The organism is Paraburkholderia eburnea, from assembly GCF_002917095.1.
Lineage (GTDB): Bacteria > Pseudomonadota > Gammaproteobacteria > Burkholderiales > Burkholderiaceae > Paraburkholderia > Paraburkholderia eburnea.
This window is the reverse complement of sequence record NZ_PQGA01000004.1, coordinates 212,908-239,702: the sequence shown is the minus strand read 5'-3', so window position 1 is coordinate 239,702 and position 26,795 is coordinate 212,908. Positions and strand designations below refer to the sequence as shown.

26 protein-coding genes are annotated in these 26,795 nt (G+C 63.2%); 8 read left to right on the top strand and 18 right to left on the bottom strand.

From position 1 onward, the window contains the following. Nucleotides 1–14 precede the first annotated feature (14 nt). The 6 genes from B0G62_RS11650 to B0G62_RS11625 all read right to left on the bottom strand — a co-directional run bounded on the left by B0G62_RS11650 (nt 15) and on the right by B0G62_RS11625 (nt 6,387). Nucleotides 15–884 carry an HpcH/HpaI aldolase family protein gene (locus B0G62_RS11650; protein WP_103704329.1) on the bottom strand — a complete coding sequence of 290 codons (870 nt, stop codon included), beginning with the start codon at nt 882–884 and terminating at the stop codon, nt 15–17. Nucleotides 885–931: 47 nt separating this feature from the next. After that, a complete protein-coding gene (locus B0G62_RS11645) occupies nt 932–1,918 on the bottom strand; it encodes a DODA-type extradiol aromatic ring-opening family dioxygenase (RefSeq protein ID WP_103704328.1) in 987 nt (328 codons plus the stop codon). 132 nt (nt 1,919–2,050) lie between these two features. Beyond that, nucleotides 2,051–3,334, bottom strand: a complete 1,284-nt coding sequence (locus B0G62_RS11640) for an MFS transporter (RefSeq protein ID WP_103704327.1) — start codon at nt 3,332–3,334, stop codon at nt 2,051–2,053. 115 nt (nt 3,335–3,449) lie between these two features. Next, nucleotides 3,450–4,301 carry an amidohydrolase family protein gene (locus B0G62_RS11635; RefSeq protein WP_103704326.1) on the bottom strand — a complete coding sequence of 284 codons (852 nt, stop codon included), beginning with the start codon at nt 4,299–4,301 and terminating at the stop codon, nt 3,450–3,452. A 62-nt stretch (nt 4,302–4,363) separates the two neighbouring features. Continuing rightward, nucleotides 4,364–5,389 carry an amidohydrolase family protein gene (locus tag B0G62_RS11630; RefSeq protein WP_103704325.1) on the bottom strand — a complete coding sequence of 342 codons (1,026 nt, stop codon included), beginning with the start codon at nt 5,387–5,389 and terminating at the stop codon, nt 4,364–4,366. Beyond that, entirely contained in the window at nt 5,386–6,387 is a 1,002-nt protein-coding gene (locus tag B0G62_RS11625) for an ABC transporter substrate-binding protein (RefSeq protein WP_103704324.1), read from the bottom strand. Before B0G62_RS11625 ends, B0G62_RS11630 begins: the two co-directional genes overlap by 4 nt. 325 nt (nt 6,388–6,712) lie before the next feature. Between B0G62_RS11625 and B0G62_RS11620 the strand changes: the two genes are divergently transcribed. From B0G62_RS11620 to B0G62_RS11610, 3 genes are all read left to right on the top strand, one after another. Further along, nucleotides 6,713–7,444, top strand: a complete 732-nt coding sequence (locus B0G62_RS11620; protein ID WP_244193203.1) for a 2OG-Fe(II) oxygenase — start codon at nt 6,713–6,715, stop codon at nt 7,442–7,444. Continuing rightward, on the top strand, nt 7,441–8,127 hold the full coding sequence (locus B0G62_RS11615; RefSeq protein WP_103704322.1) for a 2OG-Fe(II) oxygenase: 687 nt from the start codon (nt 7,441–7,443) through the stop codon (nt 8,125–8,127). Before B0G62_RS11620 ends, B0G62_RS11615 begins: the two co-directional genes overlap by 4 nt. A gap of 130 nt (nt 8,128–8,257) precedes the next feature. Further along, complete coding sequence (locus B0G62_RS11610) at nt 8,258–9,700, top strand: MFS transporter (RefSeq protein ID WP_103704321.1); 1,443 nt, start codon at nt 8,258–8,260, stop codon at nt 9,698–9,700. A gap of 157 nt (nt 9,701–9,857) precedes the next feature. On the opposite strand, the gene B0G62_RS11605 is transcribed toward B0G62_RS11610, so the two are convergent. The 5 genes from B0G62_RS11605 to B0G62_RS11585 all read right to left on the bottom strand — a co-directional run bounded on the left by B0G62_RS11605 (nt 9,858) and on the right by B0G62_RS11585 (nt 13,476). After that, entirely contained in the window at nt 9,858–10,199 is a 342-nt protein-coding gene (locus B0G62_RS11605; protein ID WP_103704320.1) for an H-NS family nucleoid-associated regulatory protein, read from the bottom strand. Nucleotides 10,200–10,360: 161 nt separating this feature from the next. After that, entirely contained in the window at nt 10,361–10,615 is a 255-nt protein-coding gene (locus tag B0G62_RS32125; protein WP_103704319.1) for a hypothetical protein, read from the bottom strand. A 37-nt stretch (nt 10,616–10,652) separates the two neighbouring features. Next, the gene (locus tag B0G62_RS11595) at nt 10,653–10,949 is read right to left on the bottom strand and encodes a hypothetical protein (RefSeq protein WP_103704438.1); all 297 of its coding nucleotides are present in this window, start codon (nt 10,947–10,949) and stop codon (nt 10,653–10,655) included. Nucleotides 10,950–11,203: 254 nt separating this feature from the next. Beyond that, entirely contained in the window at nt 11,204–11,923 is a 720-nt protein-coding gene (locus tag B0G62_RS11590; protein WP_103704318.1) for a response regulator, read from the bottom strand. Further along, nucleotides 11,920–13,476, bottom strand: a complete 1,557-nt coding sequence (locus tag B0G62_RS11585; protein ID WP_103704317.1) for an ATP-binding protein — start codon at nt 13,474–13,476, stop codon at nt 11,920–11,922. Before B0G62_RS11585 ends, B0G62_RS11590 begins: the two co-directional genes overlap by 4 nt. A 206-nt stretch (nt 13,477–13,682) precedes the next feature. Here B0G62_RS11585 and B0G62_RS11580 point away from each other — a divergent pair, with 206 nt between their 5' ends. Together B0G62_RS11580 and B0G62_RS11575 are read left to right on the top strand one after the other, a co-directional pair. Further along, on the top strand, nt 13,683–14,495 hold the full coding sequence (locus B0G62_RS11580; RefSeq protein WP_103704316.1) for a response regulator: 813 nt from the start codon (nt 13,683–13,685) through the stop codon (nt 14,493–14,495). Nucleotides 14,496–14,786: 291 nt separating this feature from the next. After that, a complete protein-coding gene (locus B0G62_RS11575; RefSeq protein WP_407671149.1) occupies nt 14,787–15,503 on the top strand; it encodes a glycosyltransferase family 2 protein in 717 nt (238 codons plus the stop codon). 18 nt (nt 15,504–15,521) lie between these two features. Here B0G62_RS11575 and B0G62_RS11570 read toward each other — a convergent pair whose 3' ends face one another. Continuing rightward, on the bottom strand, nt 15,522–16,925 hold the full coding sequence (locus B0G62_RS11570) for a DHA2 family efflux MFS transporter permease subunit (protein ID WP_103704314.1): 1,404 nt from the start codon (nt 16,923–16,925) through the stop codon (nt 15,522–15,524). Between the two features lie 176 nt (nt 16,926–17,101). Here B0G62_RS11570 and B0G62_RS11565 point away from each other — a divergent pair, with 176 nt between their 5' ends. Next, nucleotides 17,102–17,962 carry a LysR family transcriptional regulator gene (locus tag B0G62_RS11565; RefSeq protein ID WP_103704313.1) on the top strand — a complete coding sequence of 287 codons (861 nt, stop codon included), beginning with the start codon at nt 17,102–17,104 and terminating at the stop codon, nt 17,960–17,962. A 92-nt stretch (nt 17,963–18,054) separates the two neighbouring features. On the opposite strand, the gene B0G62_RS11560 is transcribed toward B0G62_RS11565, so the two are convergent. The 6 genes from B0G62_RS11560 to B0G62_RS31200 all read right to left on the bottom strand — a co-directional run bounded on the left by B0G62_RS11560 (nt 18,055) and on the right by B0G62_RS31200 (nt 24,680). Further along, nucleotides 18,055–18,501, bottom strand: coding sequence for a copper chaperone PCu(A)C (locus tag B0G62_RS11560; protein ID WP_103704312.1), 447 nt, complete (start codon nt 18,499–18,501; stop codon nt 18,055–18,057). A gap of 123 nt (nt 18,502–18,624) precedes the next feature. Next, a complete protein-coding gene (locus B0G62_RS11555) occupies nt 18,625–19,017 on the bottom strand; it encodes a DUF2946 family protein (protein WP_103704311.1) in 393 nt (130 codons plus the stop codon). Between the two features lie 79 nt (nt 19,018–19,096). Continuing rightward, a complete protein-coding gene (locus B0G62_RS11550) occupies nt 19,097–21,025 on the bottom strand; it encodes a putative bifunctional diguanylate cyclase/phosphodiesterase (protein ID WP_208624221.1) in 1,929 nt (642 codons plus the stop codon). Between the two features lie 91 nt (nt 21,026–21,116). Beyond that, nucleotides 21,117–21,365, bottom strand: a complete 249-nt coding sequence (locus B0G62_RS11545) for a hypothetical protein (protein ID WP_103704310.1) — start codon at nt 21,363–21,365, stop codon at nt 21,117–21,119. A gap of 162 nt (nt 21,366–21,527) precedes the next feature. Beyond that, a complete protein-coding gene (acnB, locus tag B0G62_RS11540; protein WP_103704309.1) occupies nt 21,528–24,113 on the bottom strand; it encodes a bifunctional aconitate hydratase 2/2-methylisocitrate dehydratase in 2,586 nt (861 codons plus the stop codon). A 243-nt stretch (nt 24,114–24,356) separates the two neighbouring features. Then, on the bottom strand, nt 24,357–24,680 hold the full coding sequence (locus tag B0G62_RS31200; RefSeq protein ID WP_146055255.1) for a hypothetical protein: 324 nt from the start codon (nt 24,678–24,680) through the stop codon (nt 24,357–24,359). On the opposite strand from B0G62_RS31200, the gene B0G62_RS11535 reads away from it, so the two are divergent. Then, nucleotides 24,664–25,737 carry a porin gene (locus tag B0G62_RS11535; RefSeq protein ID WP_103704308.1) on the top strand — a complete coding sequence of 358 codons (1,074 nt, stop codon included), beginning with the start codon at nt 24,664–24,666 and terminating at the stop codon, nt 25,735–25,737. The two genes, B0G62_RS31200 and B0G62_RS11535, sit on opposite strands and share 17 nt — an antisense overlap. A 52-nt stretch (nt 25,738–25,789) precedes the next feature. Next, nucleotides 25,790–26,791, top strand: coding sequence for an AraC family transcriptional regulator (locus tag B0G62_RS11530; protein WP_103704307.1), 1,002 nt, complete (start codon nt 25,790–25,792; stop codon nt 26,789–26,791). Nucleotides 26,792–26,795: the final 4 nt, after the last annotated feature.

The following is a 26,795-nucleotide window of genomic DNA, read 5'->3' as shown; positions in this document are numbered from 1 at the left end:
CGGGAGAGCGCGGCTTAATAGCCGGCCATTTCGCGCGCCATGCCCACGACGCCGTAGCTGCGCATCGGCGCCGACATCAGGAAGCGGTAGCCTTCTTCGATCAGACGCTTGTGGTTCTTCGCGGTCACATGCGGATTGCCCACCACTACGTTGTGCTTATGGCAGATCGAGACGATGCGGCGCATGGCGTCGAGCACTTCCGGATGCTCGTACTGGCGTGCAAAACCGAGTTCCTGGCTCAGATCGCCTTCGCCGATCAGAATGAAGCCGATGCCGGGCACGTTCGAGAGAATGTCGTCGAGGTTTTCGATCGCCTGGGTGCTTTCGCACATCAAACCAACGAGAATTTCGCCTTCGGGTACGAGCGGCCACACGTCGGCCTTCCTGTAGTAGTCGGCCATGCTCAAGCCCCAGTAGCGCGCGGCCGTAGCGGGCCCGTCGCCGCGCACCCCCTTCGGCTCATAGAGCGGCGCGCTCTTCGGACGCGCATAGCGGCACGACGCGACGGCGTTGTACGCCTGCTCGACCGTCGCGATATGCGGCCACACCACGCCATAGGCGCCGCGATCGAGCACCTGCTTGGCGAAGGCCTGGTTCATTTCCGCGCCGTTGGCGGGAATGCGGGCAATGGGCGTCACACGCGGCGAGACCGAACCCGATTCCGCGATTTCCTTGCGGCTCAGCATGTACTGCATCGCGTCGCCCAGCGCCGCGACGTCGTACGGGTTGTGCTCCATTTCGAACACGAGGCCGTCATAAGGCGCATCGCTCATCTCGATCGCGTTCTGCTTGTCGAGCTTGGAGAAGGCGGCGAATGCGGGCTTGCCCGATTCGAGGGCACGGATAATGCTGTTGAGGCGCGTGGTGCTCGTGTTAGTGCTCATTCGATTTGTCTCTCTTCGATGAATAGGGTAGTTGGCTTTGGGAAGCTTTATTCAGCCGCTTTCCAGTACATGAAGCCCATGCCTTCGCCGGTGCCGGCGGGCGTGCGCCAGCAGGGCACGTAATCGACCAGCGTCATTTGCGCACCGGTTTGCTGAACCGCTTTCATGACGCTCACATAGAGCTTGATTTCCGAGGTGCCCGACTGATACGAGCGGTTATCCACCGCCGCGAGTCCGTCGTAGTCGTATTCGGCCAGCATGTTCATGATGCGGTGATCGAACTCTTCGTCATTGACGAAGTGCGAGAGGCCGCCCGAAGCAAAGATCCCCACGCGCACGTCCTCGGGCCACGCCGCGATCGCATCGCGCAGCACGCGGCCGAACTCGATGCAGCGCGACATCGAAGGCTGCGTCGGCGGATAGAAGCAGTTCATGATGATGGGCACGTGCGGCGGCGGGTTGTCGCCCATGATCTGGTGATAGACGAAGCTGTACGCGTGCGGCACGACCGGGTATTCGGGACGCGGATTCATCCAGACGTTTTCGGGCCACGCGAACAGGTCGGTGAGGTCGAAGTTTTCTTTCTGGAAGTGCTCGATCAGATACGTGGCGAGTTTCGGATGGCACTCATGCGTGACGTGATGGTCGGGCGCGTAGACCGAGCGCTGCGGCGGTCCGTTGTGCACGTCCTTGCCGGTATAGATCGCAATGGAAGGCGAAAAGTCCGTGAAGATTTCCTTCTGGTCCTTGCCCAGAATGATCGCCACGTCGATCTTCGCTTCGCGATAGGCGGCGGCCATTTTGTCGAGAGCGGTGCGGCAGCGTGCGGCTCGGGCGGTGCGTTCCTCGATCGTGAGAAACGGCTCGAATGCGGCTTCGCGGTGCGCTTCCAGTTCCGGGTAAGTCCACGTCCGGTTGCGGAACCAGAGTTCCGGATTATTGCGGTCGCGCTCTCCGTTCTTCAGCCAGTCTTCAGGCGCCTGGCCCAGCATGCCGCTGTGCGGCACTGCCATTCCGAATACGATCTTCGCCATGTACGTTGTTTCCAGTTTTTTTAATCAGGGGTCGCGGAGCGTGCCGCCGACCCGTCGGTATTGGGCGCGCAAACCGATAGCATCGCGCCGTTGTCTAGATAGTTTGGATTCCGATTTAATTGATCGGCGGGATCAGGCTTCGCGTAATTCCCCCTGTGACTTGTCGCTGACTTTCGGCGCCCATTCGCTGCGGTACATGAGCGCGGTCGCTGCCGCGCCGATCAGCAGGAACACGAGGATCACCAGCATCGGCAGGTCGTAGCTGTGGCTGATATGCAGCAGCCAGCCGGACAGGCTTGCCGCCACGCCACCCGCGAGACTCGTCGCCACCTGCTGCACGCCGGTCACGAGGCCGATAGTCTGCTTCGGGATGAGCGTGAGACGGGACAGCACGAGGTTGTTCGCCGTGGTCATGCCCAGCAGCGAGAGCGACAGCACGTTCCAGAACAGCGCGGAATTGAGCGATTGCGCGTAGGCGCCCAGCAGCACCGTGCAGCCGCCGATAAAGCCCGCGATGATGAAGGCCTTGCGCACCATCACCGGATCATGGCCGCGCGCGATGATGCGGTCGGCGGCCCAGCCCGCGACGGCGGCCACGATGGCGATGCCCGCGAAGCTGAAAAAGGTGAAGATGCCGGATTCGCCGATCGACAGGCCGCGCTGCTCGACGAGATAGGCGGGCATCCACGTCATGCAGTAGAACGTGAAGTAGCCGTAGCAGAAGTTGGTGATCATGCCGCCCCACACCACCGGGCTCGCGAGGATGCTACCGAAGCTTACGCTGCGTGCGTTGCGGTCGGCTCTGGCGAGTTGTGCGCGCGAGGGCAGATCGTTGCGCACGCACAGCAGCCAGGGCACCAGCCAGAGCAGGCCGACCAGACCGGTCGCGACGAACATGGCTTTCCACGAGTAATTGACGATGAACCATGCGCCCACCGGCGCGCCAAGCGCGGGGCCGAACTTGTTGCCCATCGCGAGGATGCCTACGGCGAGGCCGTTCTGGCTTTCGTCGAAGTTGTTGCGGATCCAGCGATAGCTTGCCGGGATCACGATGGCTTCCGCGATGCCGATCAGGAGGCGCATTACGACGAGACCCGCGAGCGTCGTCACGGCGCCCATCAGCGCGGTCGCGAGGCACCAGAGCGCGAAGCACACGGCGTAGGGCCATTTCACGCCATAGCGGTCGGCGACCCAGCCCATTGGCACCTGAAACAGGCCATAGGACCAGAAGAACGCGGAATTGATCCAGCCGCGGTCGACATTGGTCAGCGCGAAGTGGCGGATGAAAGCACTGTCGGCCAGCACGCTCGAAATGCTGGTGCGGTCGATAAAGGACGTCAGCACACCTAACGCGAGCAGGGCAAGAATGCCCCATCGGTTCACGCTGCCTTGCCGCTGGGTTTTGCTCGTCTCCATCTGCTTTTTTCTGACCTCAATCGGTTTGTTACAGGCCGGCCAGTGTCCGCGTGAAGCGGGTGCGAGACATTGGCCGGCCGCCGTGTTGCAGGCGCTATATCAAGCTAAAGCCCGTTCAGGCCAGCGCCGGGTACAGCTTTTGTGCCGTCTTGCCGAAGATCCACGCACGGTCGGCGGCGTTCAGGCAGGCGAGGCCCGCTTGCGCCGTGGCGAGAATCTCTTCGAGCGTGCCAGGCGAGGTCGGGAAGTTCGAACCCCACGCCATGCGATCCGCGCCGAACGCTTCGACCACGCGCGGGAAAAACGTCTGCGCGCTGGCCTTTTCCTTTTTCACGTCGGCAAAAATGCGGGGCGTGAGCTTGAGGAAAATGTTCTCGTACTGCGCGAGTTCGAACAGGCTCTGCGCTGCCGCATACGGCGCACCGTCCGCGACTTCGGGGCGGCCCAGGTGATCGAGCACGATCGGCACCGTGGGAAAGCGCTTCGCGAGCGCCGTCACTTGCGGCAAGCCGATGGGACCGGTCTGGATGCACATCGGCAGACCGAACTCCGCGCACAACTCCCACGCTGGAAACGAACGCGGATCGTCAAGCTCGCTCGGATCGAACTCCTTCGTGCTGCCGCCCGTGAAGAGCCGCAGGCCCGCGAGGCCACGTTCTGTCCACTCGCGAATGCGTCGCGGCGCATCTTCCTGAAGCACGTCGACCGAGCCGACCGCAACGAGACGGTCCGCATACTTCGCGCAGCCATCGACCACATAGCTGTTGTCGAAGCCGTAAGTCGTCGACGAGTGCACGACGGCGGCCTTGCCCACGCCCGCCGCATCCATCGCGGCGATCAGCGTTTCGACCGTGGTGGGGCGCTCCTTCGACCACTCCGAACGCTTGCCGAACAGCGGTGCCGGCGGATAAAGCGTTTCGTTGTCGGAGATGATGTGGGGATGAATATCAACAATGGATGAAGGCATGTCTCTCTCTGTCCTTGTCTCTTGATCGGCCCGGCTCGATGAATTGAGGGGCCGGCCGAATATCATTTGCCTTGAGCCTTCAGGCGTGCATCCAGACGCGGATACACACGGCGCGCGTTGCCTTCGAAGATCTTGTTGCGGTCTTCGTCGGAGAGAGCGGGGCAGGCGTCGATATAGCGCTTGGTGTCGTCGAAATACTGGCCCGTTGCCGGATCCTTGCCGCGCACCGCGCCGATCATCTCCGAGCCGAACAGCACGTTGTCGGCCGGAATCACCTTCGTCAGCAACTCCACGCCCGGCTGGTGATAGACGCACGAATCGAAGAAGATATTGTTCAGCAGTCCTTCAAGAGGGCGTTCGCGCATTTCGAGCGACATGCCGCGATAACGGCCCCAGTGATAGGGCACCGCGCCGCCGCCGTGCGGGATCACCAGACGCAGCGTCGGGAAGTCCTTGAACAGGTCCGATTGCAGAATCTGCATGAACACCGAGGTATCGGCATTCAGATAGTGCGCACCGGTGCCGTGGAAACACGGGTTGCACGAAGCGGCCACGTGAATCATGGCGGGCACATCGAGTTCGACGAGCGCTTCGTAAAGCGGATACCACTCGCGGTCGGTCACCGGCTTGCCGGTCCAGTAGCCACCGCTCGGATCGGGATTCAGGTTACAGCCGACGAAGCCCATCTGCTCCACGCAGCGGCGCAGTTCCGCAACGCTGTTGGCCGGCGCGACGCCCGGCGATTGTGGCAACTGGCAGACCGGCGCGAAATTCTCCGGATACAGCTCGGTCACGCGATAGACGAGATCGTTGGACACTTCGGCCCATTCGAGGCTCGTGCGCTCGTTGCCGAGGTGGTGGCTCATGAGGCCGGCGATCGGCGAGAACAGCGTGAGATCGCTGCCGCGCTCGCGTTGCAGCTTGAGCTGGCCGTTGCCGATCGCTTCGCGGATCTGGTCGTCGCTAACAAACGCGCCGTCGCGCGAAGGCGCCTTGTCCGGATCGTTGGCGAACAGCACCTGCTTCGCGCGCCAGTCGCGGAACGATGCGGGAACGGTCGTGAAGTGGCCGTGGCAGTCGATGATCATGCTTTCACCTCTGCTTTTGCGTTTTGAGCGAGCGGATCGACGAACAGCTCTTCGATCGCCATGCGGCGCGGCGTGAGGCCTTGCTTGAACGCGGTGGCTTCGAGCGCTTCGATGGTCTTGAGGTTTTCCGCGAGACCGTAGGGCAGCGGGTCGTGGCCGACGATCTTTCGCAGCGCCAGGTATTTCTTGTCGCTGGCGGCGGTGGCTTCGCCCGCGTCGAGGCGTGTCAGCCATTCCTTCTTGGCCTGATCGAACGCGTTGTAGATCGAGCGTGCGACCCACGGATGCTCGGCGAGCACCGAATCTTTCACGACGATCGTGCCGTGCATCGGATAGATGCCGGTGCGCGCGTAGTATTCGGTTTCGATCTCCTCGGCGTTCGGCAGCAGATCGGGGTAATCGGCTTCCACTTCCTTCCAGCCGCCCGTGGGCGCGCCAGTGCGGCCGATGCCTGCTGCCGCCGCGAAGCCGGCCGACAGTTCGCCGCTGGCCATCATGTCGGCGAGCGACGTGCCGGCGGGTGCGTGGATGACGTTGCCCGGCAGCTTGAGCTGGGTGACGTGCTCTTCGTCGTCGACGACCCACGTGACCTTCGAGGAGTCCAGACCGAATTCGTCGATCAGCACCTGGCGCGTCCATACGCCCGTCGTGACCGAGTAGGCACGCACGCCCACTTTCTTGCCTTCGAGATCTTTAGGCGTGTTGATGCCGGCGTCCGGACGCACAAGCAGGCCGCCGTGATGGAAGCGGCGCACGACGAAGACCGGCAGCGCGACGAAGGGCGCGCCATAGGCACGGGCGATGATATAGGTGGTCGGGGCCAGTTCGCAGACATCGAATTCGACGTCGCGCACCATGCGGCGGAACGCGCCGATTTGCGGCTGAACCGTCACGAATTCCGCGTCCACGCCCTCGATGGGAATGGAGCCATTGCGGATCGCCGACGTATGCGGATGCTCGGCGATGGCAATTTTGAGCCGCACTTTCTGAGTCAACATCCTCTCCTTGCTTGAATGAGCCGTCGCGGGTGGCGGGCCGGATGGCCTGGACCGGACTGGCGATGCGATGGGGAGAGAATAGAAGAGGGCCGCACGGGCGTCCCTACACAAAAGCGAGATTCAATGGCACTTTTTGCAGTGCGCCGCGCGCCGCTGCCGCGGGTATACGTGGGTGGGCGCGGCGGCGCTTGTATTTTTTGCAGTTCGGCGGGGAATGGGAGCGCAAGGCGCGGAGTTTCGGGCGGGCGCCCTCGCGCTAGACTGGCCGCGTTGGAATCACTCATGAAAATCACGGGAAGCGGCGATGGCCGGATCGGCTGAAGCGATGGAAACTGCGGAAATTGAATCCGCCGCGCGTTGGGACGCGATCTGGGAGGGGGCTGCCGCGTCACTGGAGCGCGAGGGCAATGCGTTGCTGCCGTCGCTGCTCACGCCCGACCAGTGTGCGAGACTCGCGGCGCTTTATACGCAGGACGAGCGTTTCCGGTCGCGTATCGTGATGGCGCGGCACAACTTCGGGCGCGGCGAATATAAGTACTTCTCCTACCCGCTGCCGCTTTTTATCGCTCGCCTGCGTCACGCGTTATATCGTCGCCTCGCGCCAATTGCCAATCGCTGGAACCGGCAATTGGGCGTGGACGTGCAGTATCCCGCCGATCTGACGACTTTCCTCGCGCGTTGTCATGCGGCCGGGCAGACGCGGCCGACGCCACTCATGCTGCGTTATGGGGCGGGCGACTACAACTGTCTGCATCAGGACCTGTATGGCGAACATGTGTTTCCGCTTCAAGTGGCGATCTTGCTTTCGGCGCCAGGCGTGGATTTCACGGGCGGCGAATTCGTCATGACGGGCACGCGCAGCAGCGGCCAGTATGCGGATGTCGTGCCGTTGATGCAGGGCGACGCCGTCGTGTTCGCGGTCAACGAGAGGCCGGCTGTGGCGGGACGCGCGCGCAAGGTCGCGATGCGTCATGGCGTGAGTGTCGTGCGCAGCGGCACGCGGCACACGCTCGGCATGATCTTTCACGACGCGCGCGAGCCGTCGGCATCGACATGAAGAACCAAGAGATGATGGTTGAACGTTTCGATGTACAGAATATTGAGTCGCAACTGGAGGCTGAAGGCTATGCAGTGTTGCCCGAGTGTCTCGATACGCGGGAAGGGCGCGCGCTTGCAACGCTGCTTGACGAAGGGCGCACGACGCCAGGCCAGGAGGGCGGCGAGTTTCGTTATTTCGATGACGCCATGCCGCCGCTATTAAACGCGTGGCGTGACGCGCTGTATCGATGGCTTGTGCCGCTGGCGAACCGCTGGAATACGCTTTCGGGAATCGATCGCGCATTTCCCGCCGAACTCGATGCGTTTCTGGATGCAAGCCGCAGCGCCGGGCAGCATAGACCGCAATCGCATCTGTATCGCTTGCGCGAAGGCGAACGGTTGGGCTTGCATCGCCACGACGAAGGCGAGTGGATCTTTCCGCTTCAGATCGTCGCGTTGCTGAGCGAGCCGCGACGGGACTTCTCGGGAGGCGAATTCGTCATGACCGAGCAGCGCCCGCGCATGCAGTCGCGGCCAATGGTCGTGCCGCTGGGATTCGGCGATATGGCGATCATCGCGAGCGTGCAACGGCCCATTCAAGGTTCACACGGCTATTACCAGGGCCGCCTCAAGCACGCGATCAGCCGCGTGCGCAGCGGCGAGCGCATCGGACTGGAATTGATGTTTCATAACGCGGCCTGAGGCGCGGGACGGCTCGCAATTCCAGCGGGCCTGGATACAATCGGCGATCCGCCCACGCGACTGTCGCGTGACAATCCACGCGAAACCCTGCGGGCGCCGATTCATTCCAACTACGATTCAGGAGACAGGCATGGCTTCTCTGGAGAGCGCGCGTTCGACGCGCGCCGCCGACCGTGCAAGCGCATCGGGCGCCACCGCAGGCATCGATAAAGGCTCGATTTCCGCGCGCCTCGACCGCCTGCCGGCCACGCGCGCGATCTGGAAGCTCGTGTTGCTCTTGAGCCTTGGCTTCTTCTTCGAACTCTACGATCTGCTCTACACGGGTTATGTCGCGCCGGGCCTCGTCAAGAGCGGCATCCTGACGCCCACCACGCCGGGCCTGTTCGGCACCTCGGGCATCGCGGGTTTCATCGCTGCGCTCTTCAGCGGCCTGTTCGTCGGCACGATCGCTTGCGGGTTTCTCGCGGATCGCTTTGGCCGTCGCGCGATCTTCACGTGGTCGATGCTCTGGTACGTGGCCGCCAACACCGTGATGGTGTTCCAGGACGGCGCAGCGGGGCTGAACTTCTGGCGGTTCGTGTCGGGCATGGGCATTGGCGTGGAACTGGTGACGATCGGCACGTACCTCTCCGAGCTTGCGCCGAGGCATCTGCGTGGCCGCGCCTTCGCCGTGTGCCAGACGATCGGCTTCACCGCCGTGCCCATTGTGGCGTATCTCTCGTATCTGCTGGTGCCGAACGCGCCCTATGGGCTCGACGGCTGGCGCTGGGTCGTGCTGCTCGGCGGCGTGAGCGCGCTGTTCGTCTGGTACTTTCGGCGCAATCTGCCGGAGAGCCCGCGCTGGCTCGCGGGTCAGGGGCGGCTCGACGAAGCGGATGCGGTGCTGAGCCGGCTCGAAGCGACCGTCGAGCGCCAATATGGCCGCGCGCTGCCCGCGCCCGGCCCGGCGGACCCCGTGACGCAAAAATCGGGTTTCGCCGATATGTGGAAGCCGCCGTATCGCAAGCGCACGATCATGCTCGTGCTGTTCCACATCTTCCAGACTATCGGCTTTTTCGGCTTTGCCAACTGGGTGCCGACGCTGCTCGTCAAACAGGGCGTCACGGTGACGTCGAGCCTGCTTTATACGACCGTGATCGGGCTGGCGGCGCCGCTCGGACCGCTGCTTGGCTACGCCATTGCGGACCGCTTCGAGCGCAAGCACGTCATCGTCTGCATGGCCGCCGTGAATATCGTCGCCGGGCTGCTTTTCAGCCAGGTGCGCTCGGCAGGCGCGATCGTCACGCTGGGCGTGGTGCTGACGCTGGCGGCCAATATCATCTCGTTCAGCTATCACACGTATCAGCAGGAGCTTTATCCGACGGCGATCCGCGCGCGCGCCGTGGGCTTCGTGTATTCGTGGAGCCGGCTTTCGGCGGTGTTCAGCTCGTTCGTGATCGCCTTCACGCTGCGGGAATTCGGCGTGACCGGCGTGTTCGTGTTTATCGCGGGGGCGATGTCGCTGGTGATCGTCGCGATCGGCCTGATGGGGCCGCGCACGCTGGGCAAGTCGCTGGAGAGCATTTCGCACTAGCTCGTGCGACGCACAGGCTCCGATGACGATGCGCTCGCAGGCACGAGCAGCCACACTGGTCGCGTATGACATAGGCCATGAGCCAGGGCGTGCAGCGACGTTACCAGGCTGGGCAGCGCGGCATGGATCCGCGCGCAGATAGGGCGGACCGGGTCGCTCAATTAGCCTGAAGCTGTTCGCCTTTGACGGTGGCGAGCCTGGTGCCCGCAAACGGGTCATCGCGCCAGTCGACGCCCGTTTGCCTGGCTGATTGGGGGGCTTCCGCCCGGCGTACCGAGAAATGATCGAGGGATTGTCCGGCGCTGGTTGCCTGGACGACCCACTGCGGGGCTGCGCCCTCGCCGTCCCAACTGTTGCCGGAAGCGTCGCGATACTTGACCGCCTGCAGGCGGCGCTGGTCTTCGGCGATCGAGGCGGCAATGGCTTCGGACGTGATGCCGAATTCGGCCATTCTGCGTTGCAGGTAGGCCACTATGCTGTCGCGCTTTCTTTCATCCATCCCGGTTATCTCCACTCGGCAAGTCGTCATTGATCGAGCCGGTGCAAATTATGTGCCGCCAGGATAGCACAGCGGACACGGATGGCCGTTCTATTGTGACGCAATGGCAGGGATCGACTTGCGGAGGTCGGCGACCTCCGCCGTCTGGAGCGCGGAAGGTGTTAGCCCGGAAGCTGATGTGCACGGTCCGCATCATGTTGCGCGGCAGCCCGTTCTTCGGCCTGCTTCTTTGCCAGGTGATGGCCGACGATGCAGCCGCCGACCGCGCCCACGACGGCATGGTGGCCCGCGTAGTGGCCGGCTACACCGCCCACGACTGCGCCTTTTATGCAGCCGGCGGCGTTTGCGCTGCCGGCCGCCGCCAGACCGAGGGCGGCGGTAGCAATGAACAGACCGATTTTTTGATGGTGTTTCATGATTTGGGCTTGCGTGATATTTAGATGATGATTCAGTTTAATGGTCCCAGCCGCGCTCGTGCCACTCGTGCTCGCGCCATTCATGCTCGCGGCGCTCGTGTTCCCGCCACCGGCGTGCACGCCAGTCATCGTCGCTGCGATACGCCATCATGACGGGCGGCGGTGGAGGAGCATACGCAACCGGCGGAGGTGGCGCAACGTACTCCGGCGCGGGCGCCGCGTAAGCGATGCCCGGCACCTCGACCCCCAAGGCAACATCCACATGCGCGCTGGCCGCAGTCGTTGCCACCAGCGCCGACACACCGAGTACTACGCCGGCAATTATCCTGTTCATTTCGCTGTTCCTCCGCATATTTCGTGCGTTCTGTCAGGCACGGATCGAAGTGTAGGCGGGGTGCCCCGACACAGGTGCAACTACGATGCGAGATTGGTAACGGCGAATTAACGGCAGATTAAGCGGGGCTTAAGAGGGAATTAAAAGCGTATTAAAAGGGCAATCCCAGCACGCTTTAGCGCCGGATTTGCCACGCGATTACTGACTGGACGAAAGGCGCTTTTCATCGGGTTACTGCTTTTATTCCCAGCGTTTTATTCTTCGATCGGCTCCATCTCCAGCCGATAACCCACCCCATAGATCGAGCGGATCATGTCCTGATCCGGCCGGATCGCCTGGAGCTTGCGGCGCAGATTCTTGACGTGCGAGTCGATCGTGCGATCCGCCACCACACGATGGTCTTCGTAGAGCGCGCGCAGCAGGTAGTCGCGCGCGTAGATGCGGCCCGCGCCCGCGTGCAGCAGCGCTAGCAGGCGGAACTCGATGGGTGTGAGGTGCAGGTCCCGTCCGTCCAGGCGTGCGGCGTGGTGCGGGACATCGATCGAAAACGGCGTGGGCATGGCGCCTTCGGCTTCCTGATGAGCACGCGCGAGCAGCTCGGCGCGGCGCAGGATCGCCTTGACGCGCGCCACGACTTCGCGCGGACTGAACGGCTTGCAGACGTAGTCGTCCGCGCCGAGCTCCAGCCCGAGCAGGCGGTCGATTTCATCGACGCGCGCGGTGATGATCATCACCGGCACCGCGGAAAACGTGCGTAATTCACGGCATATTTCCAGCCCGCTGCGCCCCGGCAGCATCAGGTCGAGCAGCACCATCGACGGCGCATGCTCGCGCACCCAGGGCACGACTACCCGTCCGTCCGGGAGGATCGTGGTCGTGAAATCTTCCTTGGCCAGATAATCGGCAAGCAGCGCCGCGAGCTTGGGCTCGTCTTCGACGATCAGGATGGCAGGCCGGGTGATCGGATCAATCATTGTTGGTGTAGGCGTGGAAGTTGGACGAGCACGCGCAGGCCCCCGAGCGGCGAGCGCGACGCCTCGATGGTGCCGCCGTGCGTCTCCACGATGCGTTTGCACAGCGCGAGGCCGAGCCCTGCGCCGCCGCTTTGACGGCTGCGGGAAGGGTCGACGCGGAAGAAGCGGTCGAACAGATGCGGCAGTAGCGGAGCGGGAACGGGCGGAAAGGAATCCTGAACATCTACATAGAGGGCGTGGTCGTCCTCTGTGATAGCGACGTGCACCTGGCCGCCGGCGTTGGTGTAACGCAGCGCGTTTTCAAGCAGGTTTTTCCAGAGTTGCGTGAGCCGGTAAGGATCGCCAGAGAGCGTGGCGTGCCCGACGTCCGATTCGAATTCGAGTGCGATCCGCTTGGCGGCCAGGCGCTCGCGAAAGGCGTCGCAGGATGCCTCCACAATCGGCGTTAGGTCGAGCGGCACCTTCTCGAACGAGAGTTGGCCGATATCGGCGAGCGACAGTTCGTACAGGTCGTCGATCAACTGGCTGAGCATGGCGACTTCGGCTTGCAGCGAAGTAATGGTCGCCGCGTCGGGCCGACGCACGCCGTCCTCGATCGCTTCGAGTTCGCCGCGCAGCACGGAAAGTGGCGTACGCAATTCGTGCGATATGTCTGCGATGAAATCACGCCGGTCGCCTTCGGCCTTTTCCAGCGATGCGGCGAGGCGATTGAAATCGCTTGCGAGCATCTGCAATTCGTCGCGGCCTTTGGCAGGCACGCGCGTGGCGTAGTCGCCGCCCGCGAGGCGGTGCGTCGCCGCGACGATGCGCTTGATCGGCGTGAGCAGTGTGCGCGCGAGGACCATCGCGATGGCGGCGGAGAGCAGCGCGGTAAAGCCCACGATGATCCAGGTCGCCTGAATCTGGCGGTCCTTGAAGCGGATTTCGGCCTGACTGATGAGCGCGGCGGGGCCCGTCACGGCGAGCCAGCCGACTACCTGCCCCTTGACCTTGAGCGGGTGTCGAGTCGCCTCGGGCGGTGGAGCCGGTCCCGCTTTCGTGACGAGGTTCATATTCGCGTCATAGAGCGAGAAGGGCGGACGATGCGGACGCGGGCGTCCGAAAGCGTCAGGCCCGAAGGTAGACGTTTTGCCGTCTTCGTTTTGAATACCGTGCGGCAGAATCGGTCCGTTGGGGCCGCCTGCTCCATCGGGGCCATTAAGGCCATCAGGTTCCCTAAATCCACCAGGTCCGCCTGGACCATCCAGATCGTTCGGCCCGAGTCCATTCAGCGCGCCAGGAGGGCTCCCGTCGGCGAAGCCAGGAGGCGGGGCACCGTCGAAGGGCTGCGGTCCCGGCATCCGGTTGCGCATGAAATCCCAGTTGCCGTGCTGCGCATAGGCGGTTTCCAGTTCCCGTTCGAGCGATGCGAGTTCGGTCGCCGCCTGCTCCTGCAGAAAGTCCACAAAGCCGAATTCGAAACTCGCCCGGATCGCCACGCCCATGGCCACGGCCGCGAGTACGCACGCGGAAAGAATCGCGAGGAAAAGTTTGAACGTAATGCTGGCTCTCATGAAGCGTTCAGCCGGATGCGAAGGAAGTGAGGTAAGGACGGGATGAAATTAAGCGTTATTTTCGCCTGAAGCGGAACGTAAGGGTCGCATGCACGGTGCGAATTCACATTTTCTCCAGTTTTCACGACTTTTTCCTGCACGGTTGTTTCGTATGATCCGTCGCACATTGAATCGTCCTGATCGCGTCTTGTGCGCAGGCACGATCGATGGCCTGCAATCACCTGATGAGGGACAGATCGATGGATGTTCACGTGCTTGTTGTCGAGCCTGATCAGGTATCGCGGGATAACCTGCGCAGCTACCTGCAGCGCCAGCAGATCGCCATGTCGGTGCTGTATGGCACGCAGGGGCTGGAGCAGCGCCTCGCGCGGGAGATGCCGTCGCTGATTGTTCTTCGTCATGAAGTGCGCGAGATCGACGGCATCGGTGCGCTGCGCAGCCTGCGCGAAGCGGGTTATGGGGTGCCGGTGATCATCGTGAGCCGCTCCAGCGACGTCGCCGACAAGGTGCTGGCATTCGAGCTTGGTGCCAACGACTTTCTGGTCGATCCTTACGATCCGCGCGAATTGCTTGCGCGTATGCGGCACGCGCTGCGCTGCAAGATCGATTTGCCGAACCTGCCGGGGAAGGAGGCGCGCTACGCGTTCGACAGCTTCGAAATCGATGCGGTCGGCAATCAGCTATTCAAGAATGGCGCGCGTATTTCCGCGCCGCCGCTGGCGCTCGCCGTGCTCACCGTGTTCGCCGCGAACCGCATGCGCCCGCTCTCGCGCGAACGCATTCTGAGTATGCTCGACCGCAATTCGAAACTGCATGCACGCAGTCTCGACGTTGTGGTCTTTCGCCTGCGCAAGTTGCTGGGCCTGTCGCCCTGCGGGCGTCAGTACATCCAGACACGCTACCGGGACGGCTATGTTTTTTGCCCGGACGATGCTTTTATGAATCTTTCCGGCGCTGGCGCCCGAAGCGATCAGGTAACGGAATGTGATCTGGAAAGCTCTGCATTACTAAGCATTTGACGCCAGCAAGCCCGTGATCGCCGTGAGAATCGGGCAAAACATCCAGAAAACGCGGCAAGGTGGGGAAAGGGAGCGTAACGCTGCGTAAACACGGGCAACCGCGATTCTGGAAGCATACGAGCCACTACGCCGCGAACTGCCGCCCATACGTCGTCGCCGAGTTGATCCGCTGCTCCCATTCAGCGGCAGCAATTGCGGCACGGTTCGAAGGTAATGATTAGTAGTGCATTGTAAGAATGTGAAAGCGAGAATGATTTGAAAGTATCGCAGCTAGGCGTCGCAATCATCACGATGAACGCCGCGCAGCATCTGGCGGGGTGCCTGCAGTCCGTGCACTTTGCCGGTGAGATCGTCGTGCTCGATAACGGCAGCACCGATAACACCGTTGAGATCGCGCGCCAGCACGGCGCACGCGTGATCCAAAGCGCGGACTGGCCCGGCTTCGGCGTGCAGAAGAACCGCGCGATCGCCGAGCTGTCCACGCCGTGGATCCTCTCGCTCGATGCCGACGAAATCGTCACTCCCGAACTGGCCGAATCGATTCGCGTGGCCGTCTCCCAGCCGGAGCTTTCGGCGTATGCCGTCGATCGACTGTCGAGTTTTTGCGGAGAATGGATCTATCACTCGGGGTGGTATCCCGACTGGATTCCACGCCTGTTTCCGCGCGAACTTGCCCGTTTTTCCACTGATCTCGTGCACGAACGCCTCGTGTATGACGTGCCGTGCAAGCGGCTCGAAGGCAAGTTGCTGCACTACTCGTACGACAGCTACGAAACGGTGCTGCGCAAGATGGATGCCTATTCGACGCTGGGCGCGGAACAACGGCGCGCGGGCGGCAAGAAAAGCAGCGTGCGCAAGGCGCTCGGACGCGGTGCGTGGGCGTTCATTCGCACGTATCTGCTGCGGCGCGGCTTTCTGGATGGCCGCGCGGGATTGATTATCGCCGTGTATAACGCCGAGACCGTCTATTACCGCTTTCTGAAACTGACGCGTTTCGAAGCACGATAAGTCAAACCCGGGCGCCGATCAGCGGCGTCCTGAAGTCGCCGGCACGGCGGACGCCGAAGCCGGTACGGCGGCAGGCGCATCGATGCGCCGGAAGATCAGTGCCGAAACCAGCGTGATCACACCCACTCCCGCGAAACTCACGCGAAAGCCCTGCGCCACCGTGCCGCCGTGGGCCTCGACCAGGCTTACGAGCGCGCCGCCGATCGTCACGCCCAGCCCCATCGCCAGCATCTGCACCATCGAAAACAGGCTGTTGCCGCTACCCGCGTCTTCGTGCGAGAGGCCCTTGAGCGTGACGCTGTTCATCGCCGCGAACTGCATCGAATTAGCGGCGCCGAAGATCGCCAGCACGACGATTTCGACCGCAATGGGCGTGCCGCGCGAAATGAGTGCGAACGCAACGATCGATGCGCCCACGATCGACGTGTTCACGAGCAGGAAAGCGTCATAGCCATAGCGGCGAATCAATGGCGCGATCCAGCGCTTGGCCACCGTGCCCGCGAGAGCGGCGGGCAACATCATGAGGCCGGAGTGCAGCGGCGAGTAGCCAAGTTCGAGCTGCATGAGCAGCGGCACGAGAAAGGGCACTGCGCTCGAACCGATCCGGCACACCAGATTGCCGATCAGGCCGACACTGAAATTGGGCTCGCCAAAGAGCGCGAGCTTGAAGAGCGGATCGCGGCGGCGGCGCGCATAAGGCACATAGACAAGCGCGGCTGCGAGGCCGAGCGCGAAGAGCGCCGCCGACCACGCAGCGCGATGCGTGTGGACCGGCGCATCGAAGGCGAGCGAGAACGCGATCATGCACAGCGACACCAGCGCGCAACCCGCCAGGTCGAAGGGCGGCGCGGCGCTGGCCGTCGCGCGCGGCAGGTAACGCTGCACCGCGATCATGCCCGCAAGGCCGATCGGCACGTTGATCAGAAAAATCCAGTGCCACGTAATAGCCTGCACGAACCAGCCGCCGAGCGTCGGGCCGACGATGGGGCCAACCTGGCCGGCCACCGAAATCAGCGCGAGCGCGGACACATACTGCTCGCCGCTCACGGCGCGCAACACGGCCAGGCGGCCGATCGGCATCAGCATCGAACCGCCGATGCCCTGCAGCACCCGTGCGATCACAAGCTGGCCGAGCGTGTGCGCGCCCGCGCAGCACAGCGAACCGAGCACGAAAACAAGAATGGCGGCGAAGTAGACGCGGCGTGTGCCGAAGCGGTCGGCGAGCCAGCCCGACGCGGGCGTGAGCATCGCCATGGTGAGCGTGTAGGCCACGATCACCGGCTGCATCGCGAGCGGCTTGACGCCGAGGCTCAGCGCCATTGCGGGCAGGGCGGTGTTGACGATCGTGGTGTCGAGCGCCTGCATGAAAAAGCCGGCGGCGACGATCCACAGCAGGGCCGTCTGGCTTGAATCCTTGTTCATCGGGGACGTCTTGGGCGCGCGCGGGCTTACAGGCGGCTTATGAAGCACGGGTCCGCGGCGCAATCATCTGCAATCCCGTCATGATATTGTCATCGCCTGAAATCGGGAACCCAACTAAGGACGCTGACTGTTATCGGCATCGGCGATAACCATGTCGAAATGCGTCACAATGCACCATGCTCAACCCAGTCTGGCTCAAATCGTTCGCGACCGTCGCCACCTGCCATAGCTTCACCGAGGCGGCGCGCCAGCTCGACCTCACGCAGTCGAGCGTCAGCGAGCACGTCCGCCGTCTCGAAGAGGAAATCGGCCGGCGCCTTTTCGTGCGCGACACGCATTCGCTCGCGATCACCCCCGACGGCGAGGCGATGCTCGCGCATGCGGGCGCGATCCTGCAGGCGATCAACCGCGCCGAGTCCCAGTTTCGCGCGCCGCGCCTGCGCGGGCGCGTGCGCCTTGGCTGCTCCGACGACATCGCGCTCGGGCCGCTGCCCGCCGTGCTCACGGCGTTTCGCAACGCGCATCCCGACGTTGAGCTGGAAATCAACATCGGCATGACCGGGCAGCTTTACGAACTGCTGGACGCGGGCGCGATCGAACTGATGGTGGGCAAGCGGCGACTGGGTGACAAGCGTGGCACGGCGCTCTTCACGGGGCGGCTCGAATGGCTCGCGCGTGCAGGTACGGCGGTGGACCTCACGCAGCCGCTGCCGCTGATCCTCGTGGCCGAGCCGAGCGTCACGCGGGCAGTGGTGCTCGACGCCCTCGCGCAGACCGATTTTCGCTGGCAGGTGGTGTGCACGAGCAGCAGCCATTCGGGCTGCGTGGCCGCCGCGCGCGGCGGCCTGGGCATCACGGTGCGCCCGCAATATCTGGCCGCGCGCGGGCTGGCGCCACCCCTCAACGTGGCGAGTCTGCCCGTGCTGCCTGACGTCGAGTTCATCGCGCTGGCAGCGAAGCGCCTAAGCCGCCCGGCGCAAACGCTGCTGCAACTGCTGCATGACAGCGATCTGCGCGGGTCGTGGATCGGCGAGTGAGGCGCGCTGGCGGCGTGATCCGGCTCGAAAACGACTCTCGCCGGGTCGCGCTCACCGACATCGTGACTGATCGACCGGCCGCGCAGCGGCTCTTACTGACCTGCCGCGTTTTTCACGGCGCATTGCGTCTCGATCTTTTCGCCGTCGCTGAACTTGAAGGTCACGGGAATCGTCGATCCGACAGTCAGCGGCTTCTTCGCTTCCTCGAACATCACGTGATAGCCGCCCGGTGCGAACGCGAGCGTGCCGTTGGCGGGCACCGTCGCCTTGTCGACCATAACCATCTTCGACGCGCTGCCGTTGCTTTGCGACTGATGCAGCATGGCCATGCCGAAGGCGTCGGCGTTGACGTCGAGCAGATCGACGGGCTTGGCGCTCGTGTTCGCGAGCTTGAAATAGCCGCCCGACGGTACGCTGCCCGGCATCGAGCGGACCCAGCAGTCGGACACCTTTATCGCACTGGGGGGCGCGGCGAGGGCGGGAAGCGCCGCAATGGCGAGCGGCATGGCGAGGGCGAATTGGCGGAAGCGGCGATACATGATCGTTCTCCTGATCAAAGTTGAAGGGGATGGCGTGGGTGGAGCGGATACGGCGCATCGCAGCAGACGTGGATGCGCCGCACGCAAAAAGCGCGGCGAAACAGCGCAAAAAATCGCGCGGTGTCAGGCGTAGAAGGCGGAAACAGCAGGCGGCCCGCGTGGCCGTCCCGACGGAAAAGCCGCAGCGGGCAAGGGCTGCGCAGTGGGCGGCGCGTCTGCCTGCTCCGCCGCAATCGCGACGAGCGCAAGAGCCGTGGCTGGCGGTGCGGCCATCGCGGGTTGATGCGCAAGCAGGGTGCAGTATCCGCAAGCCGCGAGGCGATCGGTGTGAAGGTGGGATGCGGATGCCGGTGCATGCGCCGCCGTCACCGAGCACAGAATGCTGGCGGTATCCGGCGTGGCTGCCCGAGCGGCGACCATCAACTGGCTCGCGACCGGCACGACCACGACGAGCCACATGGCGAGCAGGGCAAGCCATAGGGAGAAGCGTCGACGGGCGCAAGCGAACAGAGACATCCGCGCATCGTAACGCATGAGCGGAAAAACGTCAGGAAAAGGCGGCAGTCAGCGTGGCACGCGGATGAGACCAATCGTCTCAGGCGGACACACCCGTTCGTTCGCTCGCCAGATATGAGGCAATCGCGCTGGCGTCCATCGGGCGCGAACAATAGTAGCCCTGGACGAGGGTGGCGCCGAGTCCCGCGACCGTTTGCAATTCCGCCGCCGTTTCCACGCCTTCGATCACACATTCGAGCATCATTTGCCGGCTGAGACTGAGCAAGGTCCGCACGACCGTGAACGCCGTCGTCCCTTCCTTCAGACCGCTCACGAAGGTGCGGTCGATCTTCAGGCGGCTCAGCGGGAGCTTGCAGAGATAGGACAGACTCGAATAGCCGGTGCCGAAATCGTCGACGGACAAACCGCAACCCATGCTGCGGAATTCCTCCGCGGCATGGCGCACCTGCTCGAAGTCCTGGGCCATGGCGGTTTCGGTAATCTCGAAGTCCAGCCGGGCCGGATCGATGCCGCTTTCGCTGATGCGTCGCGCGAGTCCCTCCACGACTCGCTCATCGGCGAAATCATGAGCCGAGAGGTTAAAGGACAGGCCGATACGCGAGGGCCATTGTGCGGCACATGCCAGCGCCTTGCTGAACAGCGCGAGCGTCAGGTCGTTGATGATGCCGCTGCGCTCGGCCGCCGGGATGAATTCGCCGGGCGCGATGGTGCCGAGCGTCGCGCTATGCCAGCGGGCAAGGGCTTCGAAGCCGACGGTGCGGGCCTCTTCCAGCGAAACGATGGGCTGGAAGGCAATCGATAGTTCGTTGTCCAGATCAGGTGAGCGCAACGCTTGTGCGATCTGCGACTCGCGGATAATCGCGTTGCGATGCGCCTGCGAAAACACGGTCGCCGAGCCGCGCCCGCGGCGTTTGCCCTCGTAGAGCGCGTAATCGGCCGCTTCGAAAAGATCGGCTTTATTGCGCGAACTCTGCGGATAAGTCGAAAAACCGATGGTGGCTCCCAGCCTTACCGAACTGTCGCCGACCACCACGGGATCGCCAAAAGCGCTGGCGATATCGCGCCCAAAGAGCGACAGGCGGCTATCCGAGCAATCGCCCGTTACGATCAGACCGAATTCGTCGCCGCCAAGTCGCGCGAGCACGGTTGCGCCTGCACAGGCTGTGGCCAGGCGCGTCGCGGCCTCCGCAAGCACCTGATCGCCCGCGGAATGGCCGTGAATGTCATTGACCGATTTGAAACCGTCGAGATCGACGAGTCCGACGGCGAGCCGGTTGCCGGATGCCGTCGCGCTTTCGAAATGCAGATCGAGCGCATCGAAAAAGGCGCGGCGATTGGGCAGATTGGTAAGGCTGTCGATATTCGCCAGACGCCGGTTTTCGCTTTGCGTGGCCACGAGGGCGGCGAAGTTGCGGAAATGCGTGAACGAGACGATCAGCATGGCCAGCGACACGAGCGACGTATCGATCGCCACCGCCTGAAAAACGTCATTTCCCGACACCAGAAAAGTCGTGACGAGCGCGCCGTTGACGATGGCCGTCACGGTGAAGGCCGCGGAGAGGACGTGCATCAGGCAAAAGATCACGCCGATGACCGTAATGGCCATATAGAACGCGACGTGGAGCTTGAATGCCTCGTCGCCGAGGGGCATCAGCGACAAGGACCAGGTCGTGAATACGATGGCGAAAACCCACGCGAGCCAGCGGGTGCTGCTCAGGACCGAAGCCGCCTGTTTTGCTGTGACCTGGGTTCTCGCAAGCCGCAACCAGGAAAAGATGCGAACCAGGCAGAACGCCGTGAGAATCAGGGGGCAGGTGATGCCTTGCCAACGGGGAAACTGGTTTTCATGCGGCAGCACCATGCCCCATGTGTTGACGATCAGTAGCCCGTACATCATGGGCAACTGATAAATCATGATGCGCAACTGGGCGAGCTTTAATGCAGCGCTATCGCCCGATGCGGCACGGCTTTGTAGGGTGCCCCAATATTGAATCAGAAGGTCGAGCATTATCTTGCGCACAACCGCGCATGGCTGCGCGAACGAGGGGTCATGCCTCGTTTACGACCCGATGCGCATTTTCTGGAGTCGGCGTGAGCCCTTATCGATCGGTTTTTTTCTCGCCTTCTTTCTTTTGCACCGGCGGGCTGTTGTGCCCGCGTGCGCCCATCGGCAGGCCGGAACCGTGTGTGCCCAAAGGCACGTCGGCGGTTTGTTCCGGATGCGGGCCGCCTTCGCGCGGCATGGTTTCGGGGTGGGATTCGGGTTGGTCGAAGCTGCCGGGTTTGCCGCGGGCGGGCTTTTCAGTATCGGCTTGCTGCTTCGGTGCAGGCTTGCGTGTCTCGTTCATGAGTTGGCTCCTGGTGTTGCTGGAAGCCGAGCAGGTGCCGTTCCCGGGTCCTGTTGGACACGCCGCACAAAAAAATAGCGCCGCAGAGGCTTCACCCCTGCGGCGCTATTTGCGTGGTAGCCACGGCGCAGACCTCACGCCCTGGCCAACAGCACGCTCGACTTACATCTGCACCGTATCAGCCACTTCCTTGAAGTCTTCGATCTGGTCGAAGTTCATGTACTGATAGATCTTGTCGCCGTTTGCGCTGAGCACGCCCATGTCGGCCATGTACTCTTCCTTGGTCGGGATCCGGCCCAGACGCGAGCAGATCGCCGCCAGTTCCGCCGAGCCCAGGTACACGTTCGTGTTCTTGCCCAGACGGTTCGGGAAGTTACGCGTCGACGTCGACATGACCGTTGCGCCTTCGCGCACCTGTGCCTGGTTACCCATGCACAGCGAGCAGCCCGGCATTTCGGTACGCGCGCCAGCCGTGCCGAAGACGCCATAGTGGCCTTCTTCGGTCAGTTGCTTCTGGTCCATCTTGGTCGGCGGAGCGACCCACAGCTTGACCGGAATGTCGCGCTTGCCTTCGAGCAGCTTCGACGCGGCACGGAAGTGACCGATGTTGGTCATGCACGAGCCGATGAACACTTCGTCGATCTTCGCTCCTGCGACGTCCGACAGCGTCTTCACGTCGTCCGGATCGTTCGGGCAGGCCACGATCGGCTCATGCACGTCGGCCAGATCGATTTCGATCACGGCTGCGTATTCTGCGTCCGCATCCGGTTGCAGCAGTTGCGGGTCGGCCAGCCAGGCTTCCATCGCCTTGATACGGCGTTGCAGGCTGCGCGGGTCCTGGTAGCCCTGGGCGATCATCCACTTCAGCAGCGTGATGTTGCTGTTGAGGTATTCGATGATCGGTTCCTTGTTCAGGTGCACCGTGCAACCGGCCGCCGAACGCTCGGCCGATGCATCCGACAGCTCGAACGCTTGCTCGACCTTCAGATCGGGCAGGCCTTCGATTTCGAGAATGCGGCCCGAGAAGATGTTCTTCTTGCCTTGCTTGGCGACCGTCAGCGTGCCTTCCTTGATGGCCCACAGCGGGATGGCGTTGACGAGGTCGCGCAGCGTGACGCCCGGCTGCATCTTGCCCTTGAAGCGCACGAGCACCGATTCCGGCATGTCCAGCGGCATCGTGCCGGTGGCGGCCGCGAAGGCGACCAGACCCGAACCCGCCGGGAAGCTGATGCCGATCGGGAAGCGCGTGTGCGAGTCGCCGCCGGTGCCGACGGTGTCGGGCAGCAGCATGCGGTTCAGCCACGAGTGGATCACGCCGTCGCCCGGACGCAGCGCGATACCGCCACGCGTGCTGATGAAGTTCGGCAGCGTCTGGTGCGTCTTCACGTCCACCGGCTTCGGATAAGCGGCGGTGTGGCAGAACGATTGCATGACGAGATCCGACGAGAAGCCCAGGCACGCCAGGTCCTTCAGTTCGTCGCGGGTCATCGGGCCGGTGGTGTCCTGCGAGCCGACCGAGGTCATCTTCGGTTCGCAGTACGTGCCCGGGCGCACGCCCTGGCCTTCCGGCAGACCGCATGCGCGGCCAACCATCTTCTGCGCCAGCGAGAAACCCTTGCCGCTGTCGACCGGTTGTTGCGGCAGGCGGAACAGCGTCGACGGCGCCAGACCCAGCGCTTCACGCGCCTTGGCGGTCAGGCCACGGCCGATGATCAGCGGAATGCGGCCGCCGGCGCGTACTTCGTCGAACAGCACGTCGGACTTGACCGTGAATTCGGCGATCACGGCGCCGTTCTTCAGCGCCTTGCCTTCGTACGGGCGCAGTTCGACCACGTCGCCCATTTCCATCTGCGACACGTCGAGTTCGATCGGCAGGGCGCCGGCGTCTTCCATCGTGTTGTAGAAGATCGGTGCGATCTTGCCGCCCAGGCACACGCCGCCAAAGCGCTTGTTCGGGATGAAGGGGATGTCTTCGCCCGTGAACCACAGCACCGAGTTGGTGGCCGATTTACGCGAGGAGCCGGTGCCGACCACGTCGCCCACGTAGGCGACCAGGTGACCCTTTTCCTTCAGCGATTCGATGAACTTGACCGGGCCGCGCTTGCCGTCTTCTTCCGGCGTGATGCCGGGACGTGCGTTCTTCAGCATGGCCAGCGCGTGCAGCGGGATGTCCGGGCGGGTGGTCGCGTCCGGAGCCGGCGAGAGGTCGTCGGTGTTGGTTTCGCCCGTGACCTTGAAGACCGTGATGGTCAGGCTTTGCGGGACTTCCGGACGGCTCGTGAACCATTCGGCGTCGGCCCAGCTTTGCAGCACGGCCTTTGCGTTGGCGTTGCCCTGGTCGGCCAGTTCCTTGACGTCATGGAACTGATCGAACATCAGCAGCGTCTTCTTGAGCGCGTCAGCGGCGACGGTGCCGACTTCGGCGTCAGCCAGCAGCTCGATCAGCGGCTGGATGTTGTAGCCGCCCAGCATGGTGCCGAGCAGTTCGGTAGCGTGAGCGCGCGAGATCAGCGAGCAAGCGGTTTCACCCTTGGCGACCGCAGCCAGGAAGCCGGCCTTGACGCGAGCGGCTTCGTCCACGCCCGCGGGCACGCGGTTCGTGATCAGTTCGAGCAGGGTCTGCTCTTCGCCGGCGGGCGGATTCGTCAGCAGTTCCACCAGCTCGGCGGTTTGCTGGGCCGTCAGCGGCAGGGGAGGAATGCCGAGCGCGGCGCGCGCGGCTACGTGTGCACGAAAGTTTTCAAGCATGGGGGGACCTGCTGGTATTGCGTTTCAGGGGAAGGCTTTCCATGGACTACTGCAGCCGCGATTCTAATTGCAAAGCCACACTGGCGTCAAATGTCTTATGTCTTATATAAGAGTTGGGGGCGGACGGCGCTTTGATCGTACGGATACACCATCAATCCTCCATTAAATATTCCATATATGGAACGAGGAATTGTATCTGGACGTATTGGCGGGTCTTTTGGGGTGCGGGGATAAAGAAAATAATCAATAAATACAGTGTGTTGATGAGGGAATCGGCGGGTTGAGGCGCTTCGGAAAGGCAAAAATCAAAAGAGACGATCGGCAACCTTTTTGGGTCGCCATGCCATTGCCGGGCTTTTTGTCCAGGCCAAGAATGCCAACCAACGCTGACGGTTTTCGTACCGTACGTGCCGAAGCCCTTGACGACGGGATGCCGGGCGGCAGCACGACCGACTGAATGCCACACCCGCAGTACCGTGCCGGACCAGCAGCGTGGAACGGCATGAATTCCAATAAATCAGCATGACTTAATAATGGTTCGGAGAAGGCAATGAAAAGAACTCTCATGGCGGCTTCACTCGCAATGGCATCGGCGCTGGCCTGGGGGCAGAGCAGCGTGGCGCTCTACGGTATCGTCGATACGGGCATCGAGTATTACAACAACGCCGCCAAGGGCGGTTCGTTCGCGGGTATGCCCACGCTCACGGGCGAGGCGCCTTCACGCTTCGGTTTGCGCGGCGAGGAGGATCTGGGCGGCGGCTACAAAACGTTCTTCGTGCTGGAAAGCGGCTTTGCGCCGGGCAGTGGCTCGCTCAACTACGGCGGCCGCCTGTTCGGGCGTCAGGCGAACGTGGGCGTGAGCAGCGCATTCGGTACGCTCACGCTGGGCAGGCAGATGAATATGTCGATGTACGCGTTGTTCAACGCGGACGTGATCGGCCCGTCGATCCATTCGATGGCGAGCTTCGACAGCTATTTGCCCAACGCACGCAGCGACAATGCCGTGGGCTACATGGGCAAATTCCACGGCGTCACGCTGGGCGGCACGTACAGCTTCGGGCGCGACGCCGCGGGCCCTGCCGGCCCTTCGGCAACCAACTGTGCGGGCCAGTTGCCGGGCGACGCCGTGGCTTGCCGCCAGTACACCATGATGCTGGCCTACGACGGCGCATGGGGCGGCGCGGCGGCCTCTTATGACGTAATGTACGGCGGCCCGGGTGCGTCCGCGCCGCTCACGAGCAGCGCGGACGTGGACAAGCGCACCATCGTTGATGCCTATGTGAAATATGGTCCCGCGAAGCTCGGCGGCGGCTGGATCCGGCGCAATACGTCGGCCGAACAGCATGCGCAGTCCGATATCTTTTTCCTCGGCGCGACCTGGTATGTGGTGCCCACGTTCTCGCTCGACGCGCAGACCGTGCGCTACATCCTGCGCGAGCATTCGAATTCGACCCTGCTAATCGCGCGCGCGAATTATTTCATTTCGAAGCGCACGACGCTTTATGCTTCGCTTGGCTACATGATGAATAGCGCGCTGGCCGCGAACGCCGTGGCGGCAGCGGGCACGGTCGCCACGGGCGCGAATCAGCTCGGTGCGATGATGGGCATCCAGCAGCGTTTTTAATGCTGCACCGAGGCCGCGCGCAGCGCCCGAAATACACGATGGAGACGATGAGATGGCGATGGACCTCTTGAGCGCCGCGCTGGCCGACCTGCGCGCGGACGCGGTGGTGACGGGGCACTTCTCGCTCAGCGCGCCATGGGCGATCGCCAAACCGGCGGTGGAAGGCGCGGCGTTCAGAACGGGTTTCGGCGGCCCGTTTTATATCTCGATGGACGGTGTCGATCCGTTGCGCGTCGAGGTCGGCGATTTCGTGCTGCTGCCGCACGGTCACGCGCACGTGCTGGGCTCGGCGCCCGGCGTCGAGCCCGTACCGTTCGACGACCTCGTCGCCGGCGCCGGGATCAGCCCGCGCTTCGACACGCCGCTGCGGCTCAGCGTGGGCGGCGGGGGAGCGGCGAGCGAGTTGTACACGGGCATCATTTTTTATCGCGAAGCCGTGCGCAATCCGCTCTTTTCCGTGCTGCCGCCGCTCATTCATGTGCGGGCCAACGATCCGGCGGTCGGCCCATGGCTCGCGGACACGCTGATGGCTTTCATCCGCGAATCGATGGCCTGCCAGCCGGGCTGGGCGGTGGCGGCCGCGCGCCTCGCGGACGTGCTGTTCGTGCAGTTGTTGCGCGCGCATCTAGCGTCGGCGATCAGTCACACGGGCTGGTTGCGCGGCCTCATGGACCCGCAGATCGGTCGCGCGATTGCACAATTGCATCGCTATCCGGAACGCGAATGGACCGTCGAATCGCTGGCGGCAACGGCAGGCATGTCGCGCTCGCGCTTTAGCGCGCGCTTTGTCGAATTGGTCGAGGAAACGCCCATCGGCCATCTCACCGCGTATCGCATGTACGTGGCGAGCGGCGCGCTGCGCGATTCGCGCCGCCGTCTGATCGAAATCGCGACGAGCGTGGGCTATGCGTCGGAGAAGGCGTTTATCCGCGCGTTCCGGCGCTGGTCGGGCATGGCGCCCAAGCAGTACGCGCGCAGCGTGAAAGACCCCTATTACGTGGCGCAGTCCACGGTCTCGGCGCACAGCGAAATCAAGGCGCGGGTGCGGGCATGAACCC

Excerpts from the sequence above, each read along its gene's own strand:
- B0G62_RS11565 (WP_103704313.1), top strand. The coding sequence starts at position 17,102 with ATGCTCAACCCAGTCTGGCTCAAATCGTTCGCGACCGTCGCCACCTGC.
- B0G62_RS11645 (WP_103704328.1), bottom strand. The coding sequence starts at position 1,918 with ATGGCGAAGATCGTATTCGGAATGGCAGTGCCGCACAGCGGCATGCTG.
- B0G62_RS11575 (WP_407671149.1), top strand. The coding sequence starts at position 14,787 with ATGAACGCCGCGCAGCATCTGGCGGGGTGCCTGCAGTCCGTGCACTTT.
- B0G62_RS11560 (WP_103704312.1), bottom strand. The coding sequence starts at position 18,501 with ATGTATCGCCGCTTCCGCCAATTCGCCCTCGCCATGCCGCTCGCCATT.
- B0G62_RS11590 (WP_103704318.1), bottom strand. The coding sequence starts at position 11,923 with ATGATTGATCCGATCACCCGGCCTGCCATCCTGATCGTCGAAGACGAG.
- B0G62_RS11580 (WP_103704316.1), top strand. The coding sequence starts at position 13,683 with ATGGCCTGCAATCACCTGATGAGGGACAGATCGATGGATGTTCACGTG.
- B0G62_RS11630 (WP_103704325.1), bottom strand. The coding sequence starts at position 5,389 with ATGATCATCGACTGCCACGGCCACTTCACGACCGTTCCCGCATCGTTC.
- B0G62_RS11640 (WP_103704327.1), bottom strand. The coding sequence starts at position 3,334 with ATGGAGACGAGCAAAACCCAGCGGCAAGGCAGCGTGAACCGATGGGGC.
- B0G62_RS11585 (WP_103704317.1), bottom strand. The coding sequence starts at position 13,476 with ATGAGAGCCAGCATTACGTTCAAACTTTTCCTCGCGATTCTTTCCGCG.
- B0G62_RS11545 (WP_103704310.1), bottom strand. The coding sequence starts at position 21,365 with ATGAACGAGACACGCAAGCCTGCACCGAAGCAGCAAGCCGATACTGAA.
- B0G62_RS11595 (WP_103704438.1), bottom strand. The coding sequence starts at position 10,949 with ATGAACAGGATAATTGCCGGCGTAGTACTCGGTGTGTCGGCGCTGGTG.
- B0G62_RS11530 (WP_103704307.1), top strand. The coding sequence starts at position 25,790 with ATGGCGATGGACCTCTTGAGCGCCGCGCTGGCCGACCTGCGCGCGGAC.
- B0G62_RS11550 (WP_208624221.1), bottom strand. The coding sequence starts at position 21,025 with ATGCTCGACCTTCTGATTCAATATTGGGGCACCCTACAAAGCCGTGCC.
- B0G62_RS11570 (WP_103704314.1), bottom strand. The coding sequence starts at position 16,925 with ATGAACAAGGATTCAAGCCAGACGGCCCTGCTGTGGATCGTCGCCGCC.
- B0G62_RS11555 (WP_103704311.1), bottom strand. The coding sequence starts at position 19,017 with ATGTCTCTGTTCGCTTGCGCCCGTCGACGCTTCTCCCTATGGCTTGCC.
- acnB (WP_103704309.1), bottom strand. The coding sequence starts at position 24,113 with ATGCTTGAAAACTTTCGTGCACACGTAGCCGCGCGCGCCGCGCTCGGC.
- B0G62_RS31200 (WP_146055255.1), bottom strand. The coding sequence starts at position 24,680 with ATGAGAGTTCTTTTCATTGCCTTCTCCGAACCATTATTAAGTCATGCT.
- B0G62_RS11620 (WP_244193203.1), top strand. The coding sequence starts at position 6,713 with ATGGAAACTGCGGAAATTGAATCCGCCGCGCGTTGGGACGCGATCTGG.
- B0G62_RS11605 (WP_103704320.1), bottom strand. The coding sequence starts at position 10,199 with ATGGATGAAAGAAAGCGCGACAGCATAGTGGCCTACCTGCAACGCAGA.
- B0G62_RS11635 (WP_103704326.1), bottom strand. The coding sequence starts at position 4,301 with ATGCCTTCATCCATTGTTGATATTCATCCCCACATCATCTCCGACAAC.
- B0G62_RS32125 (WP_103704319.1), bottom strand. The coding sequence starts at position 10,615 with ATGAAACACCATCAAAAAATCGGTCTGTTCATTGCTACCGCCGCCCTC.
- B0G62_RS11650 (WP_103704329.1), bottom strand. The coding sequence starts at position 884 with ATGAGCACTAACACGAGCACCACGCGCCTCAACAGCATTATCCGTGCC.
- B0G62_RS11625 (WP_103704324.1), bottom strand. The coding sequence starts at position 6,387 with ATGTTGACTCAGAAAGTGCGGCTCAAAATTGCCATCGCCGAGCATCCG.
- B0G62_RS11610 (WP_103704321.1), top strand. The coding sequence starts at position 8,258 with ATGGCTTCTCTGGAGAGCGCGCGTTCGACGCGCGCCGCCGACCGTGCA.
- B0G62_RS11615 (WP_103704322.1), top strand. The coding sequence starts at position 7,441 with ATGAAGAACCAAGAGATGATGGTTGAACGTTTCGATGTACAGAATATT.
- B0G62_RS11535 (WP_103704308.1), top strand. The coding sequence starts at position 24,664 with ATGAAAAGAACTCTCATGGCGGCTTCACTCGCAATGGCATCGGCGCTG.